The sequence below is a fragment of the Myxococcaceae bacterium genome, from assembly GCA_016000045.1.
GTDB lineage: Bacteria > Myxococcota > UBA727 > UBA727 > JABDBI01 > AER2-1.
The window spans coordinates 1-20,458 of the sequence record JAECQY010000009.1 but is presented as its reverse complement, the minus strand read 5'-3'; the positions used below and the strand labels follow the sequence as shown (position 1 = coordinate 20,458).

Genomic DNA, 20,458 nt, shown 5'->3' with positions numbered 1-20,458 from the left:
TTAGAGAACGCTCTTGTAGATATCCAATGTAAGTTCAGCGATTCTTTGGTTTGAGAACTGATCACAAGCCAATCTTCGTGCCATGGTCCCCATGCGATGACGAATCATGGCATCGGATGCAAGCCTTTGAATGGCATCTGCTAAGGCAATGGCATCTTTTGCCTTGACCAAAAAGCCAGTCAATCCGTCCAAAACGACTTCTCGGCAACCTGGCGTATCAAAAGCAACCATAGGACGGCCTGACGCTGCTGCTTCAAGCAAAGCTTTAGGTAAGCCCTCACGGTAGCTTGGCAACGCGATAATATGCGATCTTTTGATCACCTCCACAATATCCCCACGTTGGCCCAACCAACGAACCAGATTGCCAGACTCCCAAGATCGAATTTGCTTTTCCGAAATATTGGCATCGTATCCATAATCCACTCCACCCACCAATTGAAAAACAATATGAAGGCCTCGTTGTTTCAGTATCCGGCTTGCCTCTATAAACTCGAAAATACCTTTATGCGCTATCATACGCGCGATTAATGATACGACGATAGGCCCTTTCGGTTCAGGAGATGGAACAAATCTATCGCAATCAACTCCAGAACCTTTGATCAAGACAACGTCAGCAGAAAAAACCATTTTTTTGAGCTCTGAAAGATCATCACTATTTTGGACGATCGTCACTGTCCTCGGCCTAGATAATAAAGCTCGAGCTGAAATTCGAGCAACCCATGAAAATATTTGATATTTTTTACGCTCATCCGTAAAAATCAACCCAAGACCTGCAATTGTGTTGATCAGATCTTTGACCCCTGCTATTCGAGCTGCAATATTGCCAAAAAGAACAGATTTTAGAGCCACGCAATGAACGAGCTTCGGCTTCTCTCTTCTAAAAATCAAAACCAGCTGAATGAAGCTCTTAATCTGGAACCCAATATTCTTGTTTGATCTTCCAAAAAGCGTTGGAATGACTCGAATTCCCTCCTTTTCGATGAGCTCTTTTCCAGCCGTAATGTGTGTGGCCACAACTACTTCATAGCCATTTGACAACGCTGCTTTTGCTATTGGCAATCGATGCGATAAAAAATAATAATCTTCCGTCACAAGATAAATTATTTTTTTAGACATTTCTAGATTCTGAAATCCAATTCTGAAACATTAGAACTCCCCACAGTTCATGCTGGAAATTAGCCTCTCTCGACAAATGTTTCTGCCAAAGTTTTTGAATCGCTTGAGCATCTAAAAGCCCCTTCTTCTTTATGCTCCTCTCAGATAACAATTCTTCTGCCCATTCCTTCAAAGAGCCCCTTAGCCAAACGTCGATCGGCACTCCGAATCCCAACTTCTCTTGCGTGTTTAGGTGCTCAGGAACATGCTTTTTTAATAGCTCTCGCAGTAGCCACTTTGTCTTACCCTTTTGGAACTTACAACTCTCAGGTAAGCTCATCGCAAATTCGACAACTCGATGATCAAGAAACGGTACTCTGCCTTCGAGAGCAACAGCCATCGTTGCGCGGTCGAGCTTCACCAAGATATCATCTGGCAGGTAGCTCAACAAATCCACTTGTTGCATACTTTTGATAGAGCCCGATTTCTGAAAGTTCAATTCTCTCCGCTTCTCTCGCCCATGAAGCATCGCTTGTTCCGGATCGAACCATTGAGAAATCGTTCGCAAATAAAAATCACTCTCATCTTTCGCAGAAAACCAGTTGCTCAACCGATGTAGCTTTTCTCCGAAACGCTTCTCTCGGTACTTCTTCGGCAATAGCATAGACACCTTGTCCAAAAAATCCGGAGAAAGGTTTTGTATACAACCGGCCCCCAATCTTCTCACACTGAGTGGAATTTTTTTGACTTGAGTCCAGCTTCGAGCAGCACGGTATCGATTATAGCCCCCAAATAATTCATCGCCACCATCACCAGATAGAGCGACAGTGACTTGGCTTTTTGCTAACTTTGAAACCAAATACATCGGTATTTGTGACACATCTGCAAAGGGCTCATCGTAAAAACTCGGGAGAAGAGGGATAACATCTCGTGCTTCTTGCTCAGAAATACGCCAAGTTGTATGTTCGGTTTTCAAGTGTTGCGCAATCGACTCTGCTTGACTGGTTTCGTCATAAGCTTCCTCGTGAAAGCCAATCGAAAAGGTTTTAATCGGTCTTGAGCTCTGAGATTGCATCAGAGCAACAATCGTTGCACTATCAATGCCGCCCGATAAAAAAGCACCCAGAGGAACATCGGCAATCATGCGCCGTTTGACCGCATCTTTCAGCAAGAATTCCAACTCTCCCAGCGGATCGGCGATTTTCCTCTCCTCAAGATGCATCAAATCCCAAAAAACAGTTTCCTGAAAATCCTGTTTCTGAGAAAATTTTAGAATATGGCCTGGTTCCAGCTTATGAAATTGCCGATAGATTGTCTGTGGCGCAGGGATATAATTATAACGGAAATAAGATACCAACGCATCCTGATCCATCTCGGGCTTGCACGCAGGATGCTTCAGAAAGCTTTTCAGCTGAGATCCAAAAAATAATACATCGTTTTGAATACCCCAATACAGTGGCTTAATCCCTAATCGATCTCGGACAAGAGTAAGCTCTCTCAGGGCCCGATCCCAATAGGCGAATGCAAACATACCGATGAGTTTTCGACAGGTTGCTTCTACCCCCCAAAGTTCGCAGCCTTCTAAGATGACTTCAGTATCGGATTGGCCCTTCAAGCTCATCCCTGCGGCAACTAACTCATCTCTCACGTCATCTGTGTTAAATACTTCACCGTTGTAAACTAAGATTGACTTTCCAGAACGAGAAACCATGGGCTGATGGCCCGTTGCTGTTAAATCAACGATGGCTAAACGTTGATGAGCAAAACCAATCCCAACAGCCTCATCCATCCAACATCCATTAGAGTCCGGCCCTCGGTGCTCGATCGATTTGCTCATCAGACCCAAAATTTCCAGCGATCCCTCTCGCGACACATCGCCTTTAAAATTCCAAAATCCGGTTAAACCGCACATCGCTCAAGATCCTTGATACAATTCAGCGAGAGTAATTCGATATCCTGCGCAATCGGAAGACTCTGGACGCGAAAGCCATTCGATACTAAATGCTCAACAACATATAAAAAACTATGCTCTCTGGTTATTTTTCCATACTTTTTAGAAAGTTCTTTCTGTAGCATCGAAAGAACAACTTCTTTGCTAAACAGAAATAAACCGATATCTCTTTCCCCTTGAGCGGGATTTAGAACCCCCGCCTCTCGCGTTTCAATCACTCCGGTAACGCTCCCGTAGGCATCTCGTTCAACCAAAGTATAAGCGGATTGCACATACTGAGTCACGAAAGTGAAGTCGTTGCAATTTTGTGCGTGTGCTTGAACAAGCCTATTGATCGTTTCACTCTGAATAAATGGAATATCTCCCCAAATCAGTAGAATATCTTCTGTTGATTCGTAGTTGGTTGATTCCAAAAATTTCAGCACCGCATCTCCCATCCCTTGTGGGCGCGGTTGAACAACTAAATCTGCGCCCAGACCTTGTGCAGTCAAACAATTTTTTATAGCCGATTCTCCCTTTGGACTGACGATGACTGTAATAGAATCAACGACAGGAGACATCAGCTCGATGATACGCACCAGTATCGGTTTTCCATCTACCAGAAAAAGTGTCTTGGGGTACGATAAACCCGATCGAGAGCCTCTACCTGCAGCCGCAATAAGGCCTCCCATTTTACGCATCAAAATCTTTGCCCAATTGGTTTTTGAAACCTCGCACAATGGCTCGATAGAGCAGCCTATTTTTCATACCCAATAGCAAACCAATAACAGTCCAAACTCCATTTCGATAAGCTGTTCGAAATAATACGACTACAAACATCATCAAAAATCGAACCCAATAGGATCCTCGATATTTTCGATTGATAATCAAAGTATTTTTTGCGTAATAGTAAATTTTCTCCAAAGAATAAGATCTTTCTGAAACACTTGGATGGTAATGGATTGCTGCCAAAACGGATTTGACTTCACCGTATTTTTTCAACCGAAAGTAGTAATCAACCTCTTCGCCGAACATAAAATATTGAGCGTTTACATTGCCAACAGAGAGAATCGCTTTTACAGGAATCAAAGCACCATTAAACAGATGTACCATGGGATAGAATTGGCCGTTTGCCACACTTTTAAGTTGACTTAAAGTCTGTATTTTTTTTAGCCTCATACGCCCATTCTGAAATAGAGGGTACGGAAAAACAAATTCGTTAGGTCTGTTTTCTTTCACCACAACCGATGACACACAAGCCACTGTCGGATTAAGGCTATTCTTCAACTGATCGAGAGATCCATCCCCTGGAAATCCATCATCGTCCATAAGCCAGATGGCTTCATATTGATTCTCTAAAGCATATTGAATGCCGCGGTGCCAACCTCCAGCAGACCCAAGGTTGTCTTGGCGAATGAAAGGGATCTCACTCTCAGCAAGCATCTCTGAAGTTCCATCCGTGCTCCCGTTGTCAATGACCATCAAAGCATCCGGTTCGCGTAGCTGATTCTGAACGTGCTCAAGGCATCGCTCCAGAAGCTTTTTCCGATTGTGGGTAACAATGATTGCTAACGTTTTAGGCAGCATCGTTCAACTTCACTAAGCATGATTGCAGACTCGTAAGAGGCCAGTATGGCTTTTACCGTCTTTTCTCCGTTGTGCTTTCCAGAAGCGCTGCTCGATTCGAAATCATCCACCATAAGCGGAACACCAAATCTCTGGCACTCTTCTTCATCGTAAGGAACATAGCTCGAATCCTCTTTTTGAGAAGAATGGCTCACCAAAATTACACTAAAAAAATCAGACATTTGACAGATTCTTTGCGTTCCTAAACTTAAATATTGATAGCTTCCTAGAATATAATCTGAAACAGCGTAATTGGGAGTCTCATAGTCTGCACCAATGTTTGGAATCAAAACTTTATAAGCAGAACGATTTTCCGCGATCACATCCGCCAACCCAAAAGACATGTACGTTGGATAGAGTGATGAGTGCTGAGTACCCGGTGAATAAATGATAATATCTGCTTGAGCGAGTGCTAATTTGACGCTGCCCGAGATCTCAACATGACTATTGTGAGTCTCAAGATAGTATTTCAAATCGCTTCTCGAGAAGCCTTTCAATGGTGCATAGTCCAAGTAGGGTTCTAGAAGGTAGACTTGTTCGAGTTTAACATTGGAACGAAGCTCGACAATCTCGGCTTCGCAGCATAAAAACTCCCCATTGGCTCTGAGCCCTACTAGCTTTTTATTTTCGCTATTTGTCGCAAGCACTGAGCCTCGTAGGCGAAACAACCGATCCATAAAAAGCGTGGTTCGCTCCAGGTCTCGGTTAAAAACAAGGAACGCACCGGCATACAAACAGTTCATCATTGAGCAATCTGCGAATTCAAGTTCTTGAGATAAGAATTGTTCTGCGACCTGAAGACCCTTCAAAAATTCAGCGACAAACCGTTTCAGTGCTTTGTAGACAATGGAGTTATTAAATTCGAGTCCAACCAAACAGAGATCTTGGCCGGCAGCAAAACGTTCAAGATGAGCGAGCGCATCGACTCTAGAAGCATTGTTTGGAAATCGATACTGAAAGAGCCGAAGACAGGATTCGTAGTCGGGTTCGTCTTGACTCAACATTAGTTCTTGAACCTTACGAATATCGGATGGGCCCAGCATAGAAAAAAACTTTCTAATCTCGCCGGTGGATTTTCCATCGTCGTATGCATTGACTACCGATGTTACTCGAAAATTTCTGTGCTCCAACAGCTTTGGAATGAGAGCACTCGCTCCACGACCACCGTTCAATATCACGATATTAAGCATTCATCCTCCAATAGTTTCGCATAGACACCCGCATAGAGAGAGACCCCTGTTTCCAAGGAATAGCTAAAACTATTTTTCCTGATGGAAACTTTACGGGTTCTCATTTCAAGCAATTCAATCAAAGCTGTTCGAAGCGCTGCAGGTGAGAAATCTTTTACCAAAACCGATCCATTTTGCTCAGGATCGATAATCGCATCCAGATCCCCAACTCCAGCATTCGCAATCACCGGTATATTGCTCGCAAATAACTCCGCTAGTTTGGTTGGAGAACAACCCGCTTTGGATAGCGAAGAACGAATAAAGACAACGGACATATCTGCAAGGGCCAAATAATCTGGAATTTCAGCACGCTGAACCGAAACAGACTGAATCTTCTCCAAAGGCAAGCTAAGCCGATTTGCCTCTCTTTCGACTGCTTCAAATCCATTATTTAATATGAATAAAAAATTTGATTTATCATTAATTTTAATCAATTCTTTAAATAAATATAACATTTCAGAAAGCAAGTAATCGAAACCAAGGCTTCCAAGATAGACCAGAATGAAATCATGCTCTGAAAATTTTAGTTCTTTACGGATCTGTTCCACTCTATCTGTTGACACTCCTTGTGGATCAAAATGAGTAAAATCTGCACAACATGGAATCGTTTGAAATTTTTTGGCGATTAAACTCGGGTATTGCTGAACCAAAATCTCGCGCGAACGCTCCGTTAAGCAAACAATATAGTCTGACTTATTTAGCATCAAAGGTTCTAATTTTTTAATTAACAAATAAATCATACGCGAGATAATTATCGATTTTTCAATGCCACAATCGGCATAAAAATCTCGGAAATCAAAAATATATTTAATTCTAAATCTTTTTTTCAATAAAAAACCGATAATTGCTGCCGGGTGACTGCGACAATGAAGAAATTCAACATTATTATTTTGAATCAATCTTCGAACTGCCATGTAGAGTCGGCATTGAGTACGAAATTGATCAAATATCTGAATACGATTTGAATACTTTGTTCTTGTCCATGCGATTCCAGCTTTTGATAGCTTAGCCGCATGTTCCTGAATGCACTGCTCCCGCCCCTCTTTTTCTGCACTGACAATGTGCAATTGGTAACCCAACTTCGCTAAACCAATCAAATATGGCACCACCTGAGATTGACCGATGTGATCCGTCAAACCATCCTGTGACACATAGATTATCATTTCAGGTTTCTGAGCCAAATCTCAAGCGTTAATAATAGCCAGAGACTCGAACTATGGTCATAAGATCGAGCGATGTGCTGATTCACAAGTGCTTCAACATAACTTTTGTTCAGATAAGCATAGATAAGCGGACTACCGGCAATCAAATAATCTTGTAAATAGCCCGAAAGGTCCTCTCTAAACCAAGCCGCTAAAGGCATGCCAAAACCCATTTTTTCCCGAGTTAAGATGGCCTGAGGCAGCAAATCTGAAAACGCTTGCTTGAGAATCCATTTGGTATCATATCCATGGTGCAACATGCTTGCAGGAATTGTTGCAGCATATTCGATTAACTTCGTATCCAAAAACGGCGACCTTAATTCCAAACCCTGCGCCATCGAAGATCGGTCTGCTTTCACTAGAAGATCACAGGGAAGGTAAGATTTAAAATTATGTGCGAGTATCTGCCCCAGCACATCTTGGCTATCTGTATCCGATAATAGACCGCAACTCCAGATACGAGGATCATCGACAGACATCTTGCTCAGAATTTCTGGCTTAAGAATCGCATCTAATCTGTGAAAGTAAGAAGTCCAAGCAGACATTCTCTGCGGCAAAGGCAATCCAGAGATTGCTACAAATCGCTTCAATCTCCCTAACAGACCCCGGCTTCCCTCTGCCAATGATCCGAAATGCCTCGCAGAAACCATCCTCATCCACTCGGGAACAAACTCAGTCCACTTTCCGGCTATAAACCGTGGATAACCGCAAAATAGCTCATCTCCACCATCACCCGTTAAAGCCACTGTTACGCTCTGCCTCGCAAGCTTGGATACCATATAGGTTGGAATCGCAGATGAATCTCCAAAAGGTCCATCATGATGTTCTACAAGTTTCTCAATTAATTCAAACGAGGCTGGTGTTAAAATATATTCAGTATGCTCGGTATCGAACTTTTTGGCTACCAAGCGAGCATAAAATGTCTCATCGAAGCGAGAATCTCCAGAGAATCCAATACTGAATGTTTGCAGCTGCTTTCCTAATTTCTGACTCATTAATGCAACAATAATACTGGAGTCGATACCACCCGATAAAAACGCCCCGAGAGGAACATCTGCCTCCAATCTCGCGGTTACGGCTAAATCGATTAAGCGCCTGACTTCACGCTTGACTTCTTCAACACTCTGGTTTGATTTTTTGACTCGAGCCAATGGCGTCTGCCAGTAGCACTGTACTTTAGGCAATTGACCTCGCTTCAATTTTAGCACGGAAGCTGGTGGAAGCTGTTGAATGCCATCATAAAGCGTATAGGGAGCTGGAACATAGCCAAAAGTAAGCAGAAATGAGAGTTTTTTAGAATCAAACGAAGGGCTTATAAAACCAGAACGGACAATCGCTTTAATCTCTGAAGCAAAGCAAAGGCTCTCGCCTTTAGAAGCGTAGAACAGTGGTTTTTCACCCGAGCGATCTCGGACTAAAATCAATTGTTCAAGCCGACGGTCGTAGATCCCAATCGCAAACATGCCTTCCAGGCGCTCAAATACAGATTCACCCCAAGCAAGATAACCATGAAGGATCACTTCCGTATCTGAACGAGTCGTAAATTTACAGCCCTTTATCTCCAATTGCTCTCGTAGCATCGCATGATTGTAAATCTCTCCATTATAGACAATCGTAACAGACCCTAAAGAATCTGACATTGGTTGAGAAGCAGCTGAGCTAAGATCTAAAATAGACAGCCGATTGTGCCCCAATGCATAATCTTCGCCCGCCAAGTAATGGCTGAAGTCAGGACCTCGATGCAATATGGATTTCAGCGCAGCCTGAATATCCATTCGACCCAAATCCGACTCAAATACGACACCCAATATACCGCACATATACTTACATCAAAGCAACGGGTTTGATAAAACCTGCTTCTAAAAACACTGTATCCCACAGTTTGAATACTTTTTCGCTGCTAAATCGATCAACAATTTTTTTTGCATTTTTAGATAATAGTCTGCATTGGTTTTGATCGGAAAGAAGCTCGATAAGAATCTTAGACAGATGATCTACACTCCCCACATTAAACAAACGTCCGTTGACTCTATCTTGAATGACATCATTAAGCCCAGAGCAGTTTGAACCTACAACTACACAACCAACAGCCATTGCCTCGCATACAGCCATACCAAAGCTCTCTGTCTCCGATGAAGAAACAAATATATCGCTATTAAAAAGCAAGGAGTCTATATCATCTCGTATCCCGGGCAAGAATACTCTACTTTTTAGCTTCAGATGATCGATTAGTTGCTCTAAAGCATTTCGTTCGGGGCCTTCTCCATAGATTTCAAGACGAAGGTCTTCAAATTGACTCAGAACTCTACTGAATGCTTCTATCAAGATATCGAATCTCTTTGAAGGTATGAGTTGACCGATAGAAACCAGTTTACGACAAGGGAATATGAGCTCTAATTTTTCAACCTTTGCTCGATTGACAGGATTGGGGATTACCAAAACATTTTTTAGGTAATTAAAGAAATTCGCGGCAGAATCCGTTAACAAGTGAATTTTAAACGCATTATGATAAAACAATTTAATTAAAATTTTTCTATATAGTTTTGTTTTTGAATCTCGATACACGGGATCCGCATGCAACGAAACAATCAAAGGAACATCAAGTCCACTCAACGCAATAATAGATTCCAGATCAACCATAAAAGAAATAACAATACATGGACTTAGCGCTACAATCGCTTTTCTCAACTTAAAAATACAAAACCACGAGAAAACAGAATCAATTATTTTTAATTTAAAATATTTTAAAATAGGAATTATTAGTAATTTTATTTTCTTATTTAATTTATATTCTATTCGAGCGTCTTTAATTAATAAAATAATCGTGACTTTATATCCGACAGATACCCAATGATTGGCGTAAGTAGTCAATATTCGTTCAGCGCCCGCTTTTCCAAGGTCTGGAATCACCAGTACAATATGTCTACTCAACAACCTTCGCCTATACTGCTTCTCTTCATTCGGAGCTTTGCCCATAGCGTCATTCCTAATACAGCTCGTGTATTTTCTACTGAAAACTCAGAGGCTCTGTTTTGAATACCATCTCGATTGGGCATGCTAATTTGCCTTTCAATTGCATCCGCCATAGCGCGAGCATTGCCAACCTCTACCAGCAACCCATAGCGCCCATCGTCCAATATTTCCCTGGGTCCTCCGGGGCATCTTGTCGCTACACACGGGCAATTACAAGCCAGTGCTTCAATTAACACGTTTCCGAATCCCTCATAAACTGAACTTAAAACAAAAACCGAAGCTCTAGCAAAGTAACTGAATGGGTTTGGCACAAATCCAACAAAATCAACCCACGGCTCTATTGCTAATAAACGAGCTTCATTCTTTAATTGCTCCAGAAGCTCTCCTCTGCCTAAAATAAGCAGCCTGCAATCAAATTTTTTCCTAAGTATTTCAAATGATTTGAGCAATGTTGAAATATCTTTTTCAGGAGACAGTCTAGCCGCTGTAATCACAACTGTTCTTCCTTCTAAAAACCACTTATGAGAATTTTTTTCAGAGCGAAGGCTCAATATTTTTTCATCATAACTAGGATTATAAGCAACCATCACTGTTCCATTCGGCAATTTCAAAAATCTTTCTAAATCTTCAGCAACATCTTTCGAAATAGCCAAAATTAAATCTGAAAATTGATATAAAAACATAATAATATATTTCAATAATTTTCGATCTATAAATGTTTTTTGTTCTTCTAAAAATATTGACATTACCGTGTGATTATTGACTATTATTTTTTCTTTTCCTCGAAAAACCAAACGAACCAGCAAGGCTATCATCGATTGAAGAGGCCCTGAGGCCACAACAAACGTTGGTTTCTCTCGTCTCACATAGCACCAATACTTTAGAAGCATCGTTACAGCCTTTTTTGATTTTAAATTGAATATTTCCACATCAACAATCTCAACATCTTTCCAGTGAGGATGCTCCTCTGTTGTGACATAATGACATTTTAAATCTTTATTGAAATTATTTTTAAAATATTTATATGTTTTATAATTATTTTTAACTATCGGACCATTTCCAATACAGGTTGTAAAAAATGAAATTATCATTACTTAATTAGGCAATAGGCTCAACATCTTGTTCACTAGCTTCCTAGCCTTGGTTAAAAACTGCTCCGCTGCGATTGGGCCTAAAATTCGGCAAGCCAGTTGATACTGCCATTGTCCAACGATTTTATCCCCATGAGAGAGTTCTCTGCTAAGCCTAAATAACAAGGCCGCTTCCTGAATAGACCCCTCTCTTACCAAGATACGCGCTGCCTGCCAAGCTGCCGCTGAAAGAGCTTCATTTAAAACAATATCTAAAGATAATTCAGAATTTCCTTGAAGGCAAAATATCAATCCTTTAAATATTTTTAATTGCTGTTTTGATGTAGCTTTAGGAAGTTGTCGGCTAACTCTTTGGTCGCACTGATAATCACAATATACAAAAACTGGAAGCGGAATAAATACTGGCTTGTACCCACTTAAAATAGCACGCATAAAAAATTCATAATCTTCGCGATAGGTTATATCTTCCCTAAAACCGCCTAAGTTTTGAATCACGTAACGAGGCCAAAGAGGCGCTGAAATCAACGGAGCATCTAATGCTAATTCAACCCCATTAGGAACATAGCTGCTAAGCGCATCTCTTCTAGAATGAGGGCTTATAACACCAGATGCTTCGCTTAACTTCAAAGAACAACCTACTGAAAATTCGTTATTTTTTAGCAATTTTGAAAATTCAACTTCTTCTTTCAATTGATCAAGCAAAAAATCATCTGCATCCAAAAATTTTAAATATTCTCCTTGGCTAGCAGAAATACCTGCATTTCTTGCAGAACTTGGTCCGCAATTGAATTGCTTTATTAATTTTAAATTGACATTTATTTCTTTTAAAAAATAAATCAAGTCATCTTCTGAGCCATCATCAATCACTATGATCTCAATTAAATTATGTCTTTGATTCAAGATACTTTTAATGCATTCAATAATTCGTCTTTTTTTCTTGTAATACGGTATTATTACAGACACAAGACCCGGACTATACGTCATATCGAAAATTAGGCTCCGCCCATTTTAGTCCCATTTTTTCACGTATTTAAATTTTTGAACCACTTCTGCTCTTAGACTCTTAACCTCGTGAAAGCGTTCTATTACAACGTTTTATTTCGAAATTAGGCAAGAACTTCCGCTGCTAGAGTGCCTTCAACCAATCGGCCAGCATCAAAACGAAAGAGTTCATCGCAATGAGCAACGGTACTCAGACGATGAGCAACAATCAAAATTGTTTTATCGGATCTCAGAGCCTGGATCGATTCCATGACCCCTTGCTCTGTTTCAACATCTAAAGCGCTTGTCGCTTCGTCCAATACAAGCACCTCTGGATTATGGTACAGCGCACGAGCAATGCCAATTCGCTGTCTTTGGCCACCCGATAAACGAATCCCCCGTTCGCCTACTAAAGTATCCAAACCAGAGGGCAAACTGGAAACAAATGCATCAAGTTGTGCAGATCTGATTGCGCGAAGCACAGCAACTTCATCTATCTGCTCATCGGCAAGACCGAAAGCCACATTGCGACGCAATGTATCATCCGTCAAATAGATACTCTGTGGTACATAGCCAATTAAATCTTGCCACGCTCTCAAGCTGGTTTGTATGTCGCAATTATCTACCCTAATCTGGCCAGATGTTGGAGTTAGGAGACCCAAGAGCAAATCCACCATCGTGCTCTTTCCGGCTCCGCTACTTCCAACAAAACCTACAGAGGTCCCTTTGGCAATCTTGAAAGATACGGCTTTGAGCGCGTAATTCTGCGCTTGAGGGTAACAATAGCTTAGGCTCTGAACTTCAATTTCTCTTTTGAAATTAATTGGCTTACACTCGCCTTTCTCACTTTTTGATTTTTCTGAAAACAAAGACAGTTCAGAGCTGATTTGATTAATAACCGGCAAGGCGTATCGAACACTTTGAGCATTCGAAATCATTCGATTGACCGATGGCATTAAGCGAAACGCTGCAGCAGCAAAAAGGCCCAGCATCGGGATAAGTTCTGAAATAGGCTTTCTTTGCGCAAGCATGATGAGAACCAAGGCTGCCAAGGCAATGACAGCAAACCACTCAAGCCAAAGACGAGGCAATGTGCCGATCAGACTTTGCTTGCTTAAAGCTCGGCTATTATGAAAATTATGATAAGAATACTGTTTTAAAAATTCGCTTTCTCGTCCAAGGAGTTTAACATCTTTCGCACCACCAAGGCCTTGTTGAAGGCTTTGGATGCGCATCCCTTCGTGATAATGGCGCTGTTTCCCCCAGCGTAAAATACGATTTTTTGTTTGCTGATGATATACCGATACACAAGCACCAAGAAGCAGCATGACAATGAGAGTGCCCATGGGTTCTACAATCATCATCAGCAGCCAAATCCCCAGTAGCACAAAGACTTCAGCCAATAAATTAAGCCCTGCCAGCAATCCGTTGTGCACAAAAATATTCACTCCTTGTGTTGCATGATGGATTAACTGAGCTGAATTTCTCTGCAGATGAAAGGTGTAAGGTTGCTTCAAATATCCCTCAAACAGAGTTTGAGATAGACGACATCCAACAGAATAGGCAAATTTGGGTTGCTTCCAAGCCAAACATATTATGAAAACCATTTTGAGCGTGTAGAAGAGCACCAGACCCAACATCGCTCCTGCTACCATCTGCACTTGGTTAAGCATCGGAAAAAATTCGTATTTCGGAATTTTCTCTTCGCTCACAAGAGCCAATACGGGAATAATGAGCCCAACCCCCAGAGTCTCCAGAACCATCGCCCAAAGTGTGAGCAGCATCAGCAATAATCCTTGCCGACGTTCTTCTTGACTCAAAAGATTCAGTAATTTCTTAAATGTGCCCATCCATTGATTTTGGATGAACAAACTCCCGAATTTGTTCACCCATTCATCGAACTCAACTCCGGTGTGAACCCTCGTCTCACAGGGTATTCTCCGTCACAACTTTGAGGTCCACGAAGTTCAGCAAATACCCTGGCCCACCCGCCTTGGTGCCAATTCCGCTCATGCCCAAACCTGTGCTAGCTCGATTGAAGTACAGATTCCCTGCGCGAAATTCTTTTTTTGCCAATTCTAGATTCTTTGGGCTTCGAGAGTATACCATTCCTGTTCGTGCAAACTCCGTTGACGCTGCGACTCGAAGACATTCAGCAAAAGTCTTCATCTTCATGATCGCCAAGATTGGCCCCAAAAACTCCTGTTGCATGAGCCGAACTTGTTCGCTCTCCACTTCAAAAAGGGCCACTGGAACAAAAAAGCCCTGATCGGGTATCTCTCCTCGATAGAGAAGCTTATTTTCTTTGCTGGCCAGCTCAATCTCATGCAGGAGGCGTTGCCGTGCTTGTTCATCTACCACGGGAGGCAGTGAAATACTCGGCTGAACCGCAGATCCCACAACCAAGCTTTGACAACCTTCAATAAGTCTTGAGACAAAACTTTCATAGATGGCTTCATGAACCAGAATCCTGGAAGCAGCCGAGGATTTTTGTCCAGCAAAGCCAAAGGCACTGTGAAGAATGCCAAGCACAGCTTCATCCAGATCCGCGTCATCGTCGACAATCACGGCGTTCTTAGTACCCATCTCACAAATAACGCGTTTTACTTGAGGCTGGCCCCGCTTTGTCTTTGCCGCTTTTTCAATGATCTGCAAGCCCACATCTCGACTTCCGCTGAAAGCGATTTGAGCGACCAGGGGGTGCTCGACCCAATAAGCCTCTATTTCCGAGCCACATCCAGGTAAGAACTGACATACTTCCTTTGGGAAACCTGACTCCAGAATTCGATCAAACAGGCTTTTCGCGACCAGCGAAGCGTTCTTTGCAGGTTTCATAATCACCGTGTTGCCTGAAACCAAGGCCGCTACAGCCATGCCACAGAGAATCGCCAATGAAAAATTCCCAGGAGCCAGGACGAAGCAAGGTCCTCTTCCTTCGTAGCTGAGCCAATTCTGTTCCCCCAGCAGATGGCCCTGTTTTCGGGGACTGAGCTCTTGCTCAGCTTGCCTGGCGTAGTAGCGACAAGAATCGATGGCTTCTGCCACATCTCTGTCCGCTTCCAGCCAGGGTTTTGCGACTTCATAGCATTGAAGAGCAGCAAGCTCGAATCGATCGCGCTCTAAAATATCCGCTAACTTGCGAAGCCATTGAGTGCGTGTAGCAAGGCTTTGAGCTCGCCAGTTTGTCATGGCTTCAAATGCATTTTGGATCGCTTGCTCGGCTTGCTCTTGGCTAGCCATTTCAACGCGTGCGACAACCGTTTGACCATCATTCGGCGTAACACCTTCAAATACCCGTTCACCTTTTTGACTGAACCCTGATAAGATGACAGGCACTCGAATCGGAAAAGTCTTCGCCCACCGGTCCAAACTTTTTTGGAAACCTTCTCGATTCTCTGGCTTGGTAAAATCAGTCAGCGAGCCATTCGCAGAATCGTTTAAAGTAGCCTTTGGGGTTCCTTCGAGGCTCACCGCTGGCTCTTTGAGAAGAACGATCGGATCGATATTGTCCCGATGACTGAGCTTGAGAAAGCCCGTGTTCGAAGTATTCTCGAAAAGACAGCGCACGAGATAAGCCATACCGGGCAAGAGCTCTCCAATGGGCGCATAGACTCGCACTCGATGACCGCGGGCCCGTAACACTTTGCGCTCAGGTTCGGCCATGCCATAGAGCATCTGAATCTCGTAAGCGCTTGAGGGGATTTTTTGACGCTCTGCGTAAACAATGGCTTGAGCAATCGAACGAAGGTTATGGCTGCCGAATGCGATGTGAAAATGCTCTGCGTGATCGAGCAAGAATCGGCTTAGTTTTTCATAATTTCGATCCGTTTCCGCTTTGTCCTTAAAGACAGGGCATTCAAAACCCTTTTGTTGCGCGTTCACAACCTCGAAATCCCAGTAAGCTCCTTTCACCAAACAGGCTCCGATCGGCGCACCTCGTTTTTTCGCTAGAGTCAATAGACGCTCTAAATCGCCCTCTGAGCTCTTCAGATAGGCTTGAACCACAATCCCTATATTCTTGAACTTCGATAATGATTCAAACAGATGATAAGTAATCTCATGATACTCCCATTGCCCTAAATCAAGATTTAGAAACACATTCTCCCGATCCGCTGCTTCGAACAAAGGTAGAATGCGTTTTCGAAGTTTCTCAAGCGAACCCACTGGATCTACGGCCTTGATCTGAGGCTCCAAGACTGGGATCTTGATCGACATATGGACACGCGGCATAACATCCATCACCGGATCGGATCTCCACTGATTCGCGATACGAACTAAATGGTGAATGAGATCGAGATAACGCTTTTGGTATTCATCGGCTTGCTGGTTGCTGAGGCTGTATTCACCAAGTAAATCGACTGTAAACGCAATCCCTTGTTCATGCAGCGCATGCAACTCTTGGATGGCACTCTTGACCTCTCGCCCAACCACAAAACGCTCTGCCATAGCGCTGATATTTTTACGGATGCTTCTTGTCGCAATTCCTGAACTTAAACGCGCAGTCGCCGCTTTCAACGCCACGCTGATCACGCCTGGCAATATACGGCCCTCTTTCAGCAGATATTCTTTAATGTGCTGAGCGACTTGTTCAGAACTCCTTAATTGGGGCAGAACATCCACAAAATGAAACAGATCCACTCGGAAGCTTGGATCTTTCATCACCCAGTCCATCAGCTTTCCCTGCCAATAGTCGCTGTTAAATATTCCAGGGATTTCTCCCCGCATTTCTTCAAAGAGCTTTAAGCCAAGTTCTTCAATTTGCTTTTGCATTACGAAGAGCTCTTTCCATTTTTTGCTCTAAATTGGAATGCTGAAAACGACAGCGCACAAGGCATCCTTAATTCTTTGACAAAAGGTTGTGAACGGCAAAACCTTAGGTCTTCCTGAATAGGATACCTTCCATAACGAATCGCCATAAATTCAGGCTAAACCAAAATTACTCCGGACTAAATTCGGATTCACACAAAATTGCTTCGATGATCAAACAAGACAGTCAACGGCCAAAAATCAATCCAAGTGAGCCCTTTCCAGTCTCAAATGTCTTGAACCCGGGCACATGACAGCCCGCTTAAACACCATAACTTATTTTGCCAGGAATCGCTGCGGCTGCATCTCGCGGATACAAATCATCGGCTTTCTAAGAACGCATTTCTTTTTCCAACTGCTCAATCCGGACAGCTCGTTTAAACACCATAATTTATTTTGACGGGAATCGCTGTGGCTGGAGCCGCTCTAGAAGAAGTTGACAGCCAAATTGATTAGGAATAGTGGTCGTGTTGAAAAATGAATCTGGTTTGATCAGATTTTTAAATGCCCTAGTCACTTTAATTTTCGGGACCTTTTATGCTAGTGAAATCGATCTTAAGTTGGTTTGTTTGCTTTTTTTATGTTGCGCAAGTGAATCTTTTTGCTGGAGATATTCACGAGGCTGTTAAGCAAGGGGAAATAGAGATCGTTAGACTTTTGCTCAAACAGGATCCTTCCAGGGCTACTGAATTGGATGAATCGGGCGAAACACCTCTCTTTTATGCTCAAACTACTGACATTATGTTCGAACTTGTTGAGTCTCGAGACTCGTATTATTTAAAAGCTCTTGATTTTTTCTATCAGGCCGAGGAATCTGAACGAAAAGCTAAGGAGTCTTTGCAAAGTATTAACTATGTCGGTAGTTCAGATAAGAAGTCCGAAACCAATCAATTGCGACATGCCATTATTGAACTGCTTTCGAGTTCGGGATTCAAATCGGATACGGTTAAATTACATCTCTTGTTCAAGTGTTTTGCTCGGCTGCTTCAACTTCAGCCTAAATTAAAGCCGAATTCTGCAGACACTACACCAGCGTGTATGCTGTGTTTCAGAGATTGCCGGAAAAATGGATATAAAATAGCGGGCAGTCACTGGATAACGGAATCTTTACTTTCATTGTTTTCTTCCCATTTTGTAATACCTGGAATTAACCGACCTTTAGGCCTTCCAGATATGACTCTCCCGTTACTATGCACAGGTGGCCCTGGGGCATGTGAGCAACGGCTAAATAAATTAGGTGAGTCTCTTTTTCATGAACAGTTTACTCCGTTCCTTCTGGGAGTTCATCGAGCAAGATCGCGTAATCATTGTTATGTCTATCCTAAACCACTTAAATATGGCCCTTGGTTGTTTCACACAATTTCATCTTTGGCTTATCGCGCATATCTTTCCGGCCTGTCAAACCGTTACAATTTTATTTCAATGACAGACCCGAAAAACCAGCCCTTTAAGGCTCGTAATGCAATATGGAGTTTCGTTTCAAGTATAAGAGAATTTTTAGCTGATGATGCGATTCCTATTCATAAAATATATTTATATATTTCAGACAAAGGCTTATTAAAACAAGAGCCAGGATTAGTTGATATGTATGGATTAACTGGATTTCCATGGATTATTTATTCAATATCTGGTTTTCATTTTTTTATTTTACCAGCTTCTTCTGAGTTTCTTTATACTTCAAAATTAAAAAATTATTCATCTGAAATTTATCCATCTGAATTGCTTCTTTATGCTTTAAAATTACAAAATTATTTAACTGAAATTTATCCAATTGATGGTGTTTTAAGCGTCAATATTGATTCTTGCGTAGAATTGCCTGAATGGATACAAAATCAAGTTAATAAATTTATTAAAAATCTATGCGATGATATGGGGGCATTAAATCATGACATAATAGCAAAAAAATTCGGCAGAAATATTGAAGATACTCGGCGTCTTCTGTCTGATAATCCAGACTATTTAGAATATCCTAAATATAACGTAAAACTTCCAGACTTTCTTATTTTTGAACCCTCGAATTCTTCAGGAGCAATCTGGGCTCCTGGAGCAATCCAAGTCAAGGGTGATTTCAAGCTTCCCCTAGTAGCATTTCATCGCTCAATTAATGACTCTCTCAATTGGGCTTGCTGGGTCTGGAAAAGCTTGGCTGTCGTTCAGCATAATCAAATTGTGACAAGTTATGTTTTTGATCACGAGAAACTCATTCGTCTTTCAGGAGAGATAAGTAAAAACCAAGAAAAACGGATGAATTATGAAGGGGAAATAGACATATCATTAAAACAACACCCACAGACGGATAGTGCTCGTGTTACTTTTACTCATTATTCAAGTCCACAATTCGACTCTACCAATGAAATTATAAGCAGGTATGTACTCTGGACTTTTCTTTCTTCTTTGGAAGAGCCAGAGGAGCAAGAACAGCCAACAGATAAAGACTTCGAAGAGGTTGATCCACATCAGAAAGACTGGTATACTGATGATCAAATAAAAACCCTTTTGGAACGCCTCTTGCCAGAGGAAGAAGGTTACAGAGTTATTGCTCCGGCTACTGCTGTTTTTGAAAATGCAGAATTACTGCAAAACGCGATAGGAAACGCTGTTGAGCTGGTTTTGAATGGCAAAACCGTTGTTATGCCTATTTTCCTACATGGAAACCATTGGGCGGGAATGGTTTTGAGAATGCAAGCTAGTGGGGCACTTCAGGTGATAATCAATAATCCGACAGGGTCTGGTATCGAACAAGAAAAAAATGCACTTATATTAGTGAGTGCCCTGCAACACCATGGGCATTCTCTGACCGCTCTAGCGCCTGATATTATTGATTTGCATATCCAACAGCAAAATAATACTCATGATTGTGGTCCATTTACTACCGATAATCTTGTAATATTGGCAGGACTGGGGGCTCGTTTGGATGGCCTGGATCGAAATCGTATTCTTGAAATCGCGAATCTTCAACAGCCACCTAACGGATATGCCAATGAAATAAGAGCAGCTCATGATCTTATCTTTAGAGCAGCAAACACACTTGCCAATCAAGCAAGTAGTTCGTTCAATTGATTACCAAGAGCCCTTTTATACAGATGAAGCACCTACACGGTTACCAGGCATCTGATAAACAAGCTTCGCATAAGCCCTAATGATCCGGCAGCCCTCAAGCGGTGGAATGCTTTAGAACGTTTCGAACGAGCTCTTTCCAAAGGTCTTTCCAGTGGAGATGCCACTCAGATTGTTGGAGTCTCCAAAGCCACTCTTTCGTTGGAAGGCTCGAAAGACGGCCAATCTTCAATCGTTGATCCCGAAAAGCCGATGTACCTGTTCTTTGCGGAAAACGAAAGTACCCCATGAGCTCAGAATTCCCATCTTAGAGCTTCGCCGTGAACACCCTACTTGGGGTAAAAGAAAGATCCGCTGGATTCTTCAGCAGAAGGGAGTTCGAACCAGCGAGAGCGCAACTGGCCGTATCATTACCCAATTGATCCAACGCGGCTCGATTCCCAGTGCTCATCTTGCAGCTCAACGAGC

General features: G+C 42.3%; 14 protein-coding genes. 2 read left to right on the top strand and 12 right to left on the bottom strand.

The window, feature by feature from the left end; translation table 11 throughout:
* The 12 genes from I8H75_05620 to I8H75_05565 all read right to left on the bottom strand — a co-directional run bounded on the left by I8H75_05620 (position 1) and on the right by I8H75_05565 (position 16,897).
* Positions 1–1,116 carry a glycosyltransferase family 4 protein gene (locus I8H75_05620; GenBank protein ID MBH2006795.1) on the bottom strand — a complete coding sequence of 372 codons (1,116 nt, stop codon included), beginning with the start codon at positions 1,114–1,116 and terminating at the stop codon, positions 1–3.
* Positions 1,109–3,007 carry an asparagine synthase (glutamine-hydrolyzing) gene (asnB, locus tag I8H75_05615; protein ID MBH2006794.1) on the bottom strand — a complete coding sequence of 633 codons (1,899 nt, stop codon included), beginning with the start codon at positions 3,005–3,007 and terminating at the stop codon, positions 1,109–1,111. Before asnB (I8H75_05615) ends, I8H75_05620 begins: the two co-directional genes overlap by 8 nt.
* The gene (locus I8H75_05610; GenBank protein MBH2006793.1) at positions 2,995–3,726 is read right to left on the bottom strand and encodes an NTP transferase domain-containing protein; all 732 of its coding nucleotides are present in this window, start codon (positions 3,724–3,726) and stop codon (positions 2,995–2,997) included. Before I8H75_05610 ends, asnB (I8H75_05615) begins: the two co-directional genes overlap by 13 nt.
* Entirely contained in the window at positions 3,719–4,612 is an 894-nt protein-coding gene (locus I8H75_05605; protein ID MBH2006792.1) for a glycosyltransferase, read from the bottom strand. Before I8H75_05605 ends, I8H75_05610 begins: the two co-directional genes overlap by 8 nt.
* The gene (locus tag I8H75_05600; GenBank protein MBH2006791.1) at positions 4,594–5,841 is read right to left on the bottom strand and encodes a YvcK family protein; all 1,248 of its coding nucleotides are present in this window, start codon (positions 5,839–5,841) and stop codon (positions 4,594–4,596) included. Before I8H75_05600 ends, I8H75_05605 begins: the two co-directional genes overlap by 19 nt.
* Positions 5,826–7,031 (bottom strand): glycosyltransferase, encoded by a 1,206-nt coding sequence (locus I8H75_05595; protein MBH2006790.1) that lies wholly within the window; start codon positions 7,029–7,031, stop codon positions 5,826–5,828. Before I8H75_05595 ends, I8H75_05600 begins: the two co-directional genes overlap by 16 nt.
* Positions 7,032–7,039: 8 nt before the next feature.
* Complete coding sequence (gene asnB / locus I8H75_05590) at positions 7,040–8,902, bottom strand: asparagine synthase (glutamine-hydrolyzing) (protein ID MBH2006789.1); 1,863 nt, start codon at positions 8,900–8,902, stop codon at positions 7,040–7,042.
* Between the two features lie 4 nt (positions 8,903–8,906).
* Positions 8,907–10,058 carry a glycosyltransferase gene (locus I8H75_05585; GenBank protein ID MBH2006788.1) on the bottom strand — a complete coding sequence of 384 codons (1,152 nt, stop codon included), beginning with the start codon at positions 10,056–10,058 and terminating at the stop codon, positions 8,907–8,909.
* On the bottom strand, positions 10,010–11,146 hold the full coding sequence (locus tag I8H75_05580) for a glycosyltransferase (GenBank protein ID MBH2006787.1): 1,137 nt from the start codon (positions 11,144–11,146) through the stop codon (positions 10,010–10,012). Before I8H75_05580 ends, I8H75_05585 begins: the two co-directional genes overlap by 49 nt.
* A 3-nt stretch (positions 11,147–11,149) precedes the next feature.
* Entirely contained in the window at positions 11,150–12,130 is a 981-nt protein-coding gene (locus I8H75_05575) for a glycosyltransferase (protein ID MBH2006786.1), read from the bottom strand.
* A 122-nt stretch (positions 12,131–12,252) separates the two neighbouring features.
* Positions 12,253–13,998, bottom strand: a complete 1,746-nt coding sequence (locus I8H75_05570; protein ID MBH2006785.1) for an ABC transporter ATP-binding protein — start codon at positions 13,996–13,998, stop codon at positions 12,253–12,255.
* Positions 13,999–14,053: 55 nt separating this feature from the next.
* A complete protein-coding gene (locus tag I8H75_05565) occupies positions 14,054–16,897 on the bottom strand; it encodes a proline dehydrogenase family protein (protein ID MBH2006784.1) in 2,844 nt (947 codons plus the stop codon).
* Positions 16,898–17,524: 627 nt separating this feature from the next.
* Here I8H75_05565 and I8H75_05560 point away from each other — a divergent pair.
* Both I8H75_05560 and I8H75_05555 read left to right on the top strand, forming a co-directional pair.
* Positions 17,525–19,993, top strand: coding sequence for a hypothetical protein (locus I8H75_05560; GenBank protein MBH2006783.1), 2,469 nt, complete (start codon positions 17,525–17,527; stop codon positions 19,991–19,993).
* Between the two features lie 157 nt (positions 19,994–20,150).
* Positions 20,151–20,458: helix-turn-helix domain-containing protein (locus tag I8H75_05555; protein ID MBH2006782.1), on the top strand; the 308-nt coding region annotated here is incomplete at its 3' end.

What these genes read in the sequence shown, in the direction of transcription:
- I8H75_05620 (MBH2006795.1), bottom strand. Translation starts at nt 1,116, where the DNA reads ATGTCTAAAAAAATAATTTATCTTGTGACGGAAGATTATTATTTTTTA.
- asnB (MBH2006794.1), bottom strand. Translation starts at nt 3,007, where the DNA reads ATGTGCGGTTTAACCGGATTTTGGAATTTTAAAGGCGATGTGTCGCGA.
- I8H75_05610 (MBH2006793.1), bottom strand. Translation starts at nt 3,726, where the DNA reads ATGCGTAAAATGGGAGGCCTTATTGCGGCTGCAGGTAGAGGCTCTCGA.
- I8H75_05605 (MBH2006792.1), bottom strand. Translation starts at nt 4,612, where the DNA reads ATGCTGCCTAAAACGTTAGCAATCATTGTTACCCACAATCGGAAAAAG.
- I8H75_05600 (MBH2006791.1), bottom strand. Translation starts at nt 5,841, where the DNA reads ATGCTTAATATCGTGATATTGAACGGTGGTCGTGGAGCGAGTGCTCTC.
- asnB (MBH2006789.1), bottom strand. Translation starts at nt 8,902, where the DNA reads ATGTGCGGTATATTGGGTGTCGTATTTGAGTCGGATTTGGGTCGAATG.
- I8H75_05585 (MBH2006788.1), bottom strand. Translation starts at nt 10,058, where the DNA reads ATGGGCAAAGCTCCGAATGAAGAGAAGCAGTATAGGCGAAGGTTGTTG.
- I8H75_05580 (MBH2006787.1), bottom strand. Translation starts at nt 11,146, where the DNA reads ATGATAATTTCATTTTTTACAACCTGTATTGGAAATGGTCCGATAGTT.
- I8H75_05575 (MBH2006786.1), bottom strand. Translation starts at nt 12,130, where the DNA reads ATGACGTATAGTCCGGGTCTTGTGTCTGTAATAATACCGTATTACAAG.
- I8H75_05565 (MBH2006784.1), bottom strand. Translation starts at nt 16,897, where the DNA reads ATGCAAAAGCAAATTGAAGAACTTGGCTTAAAGCTCTTTGAAGAAATG.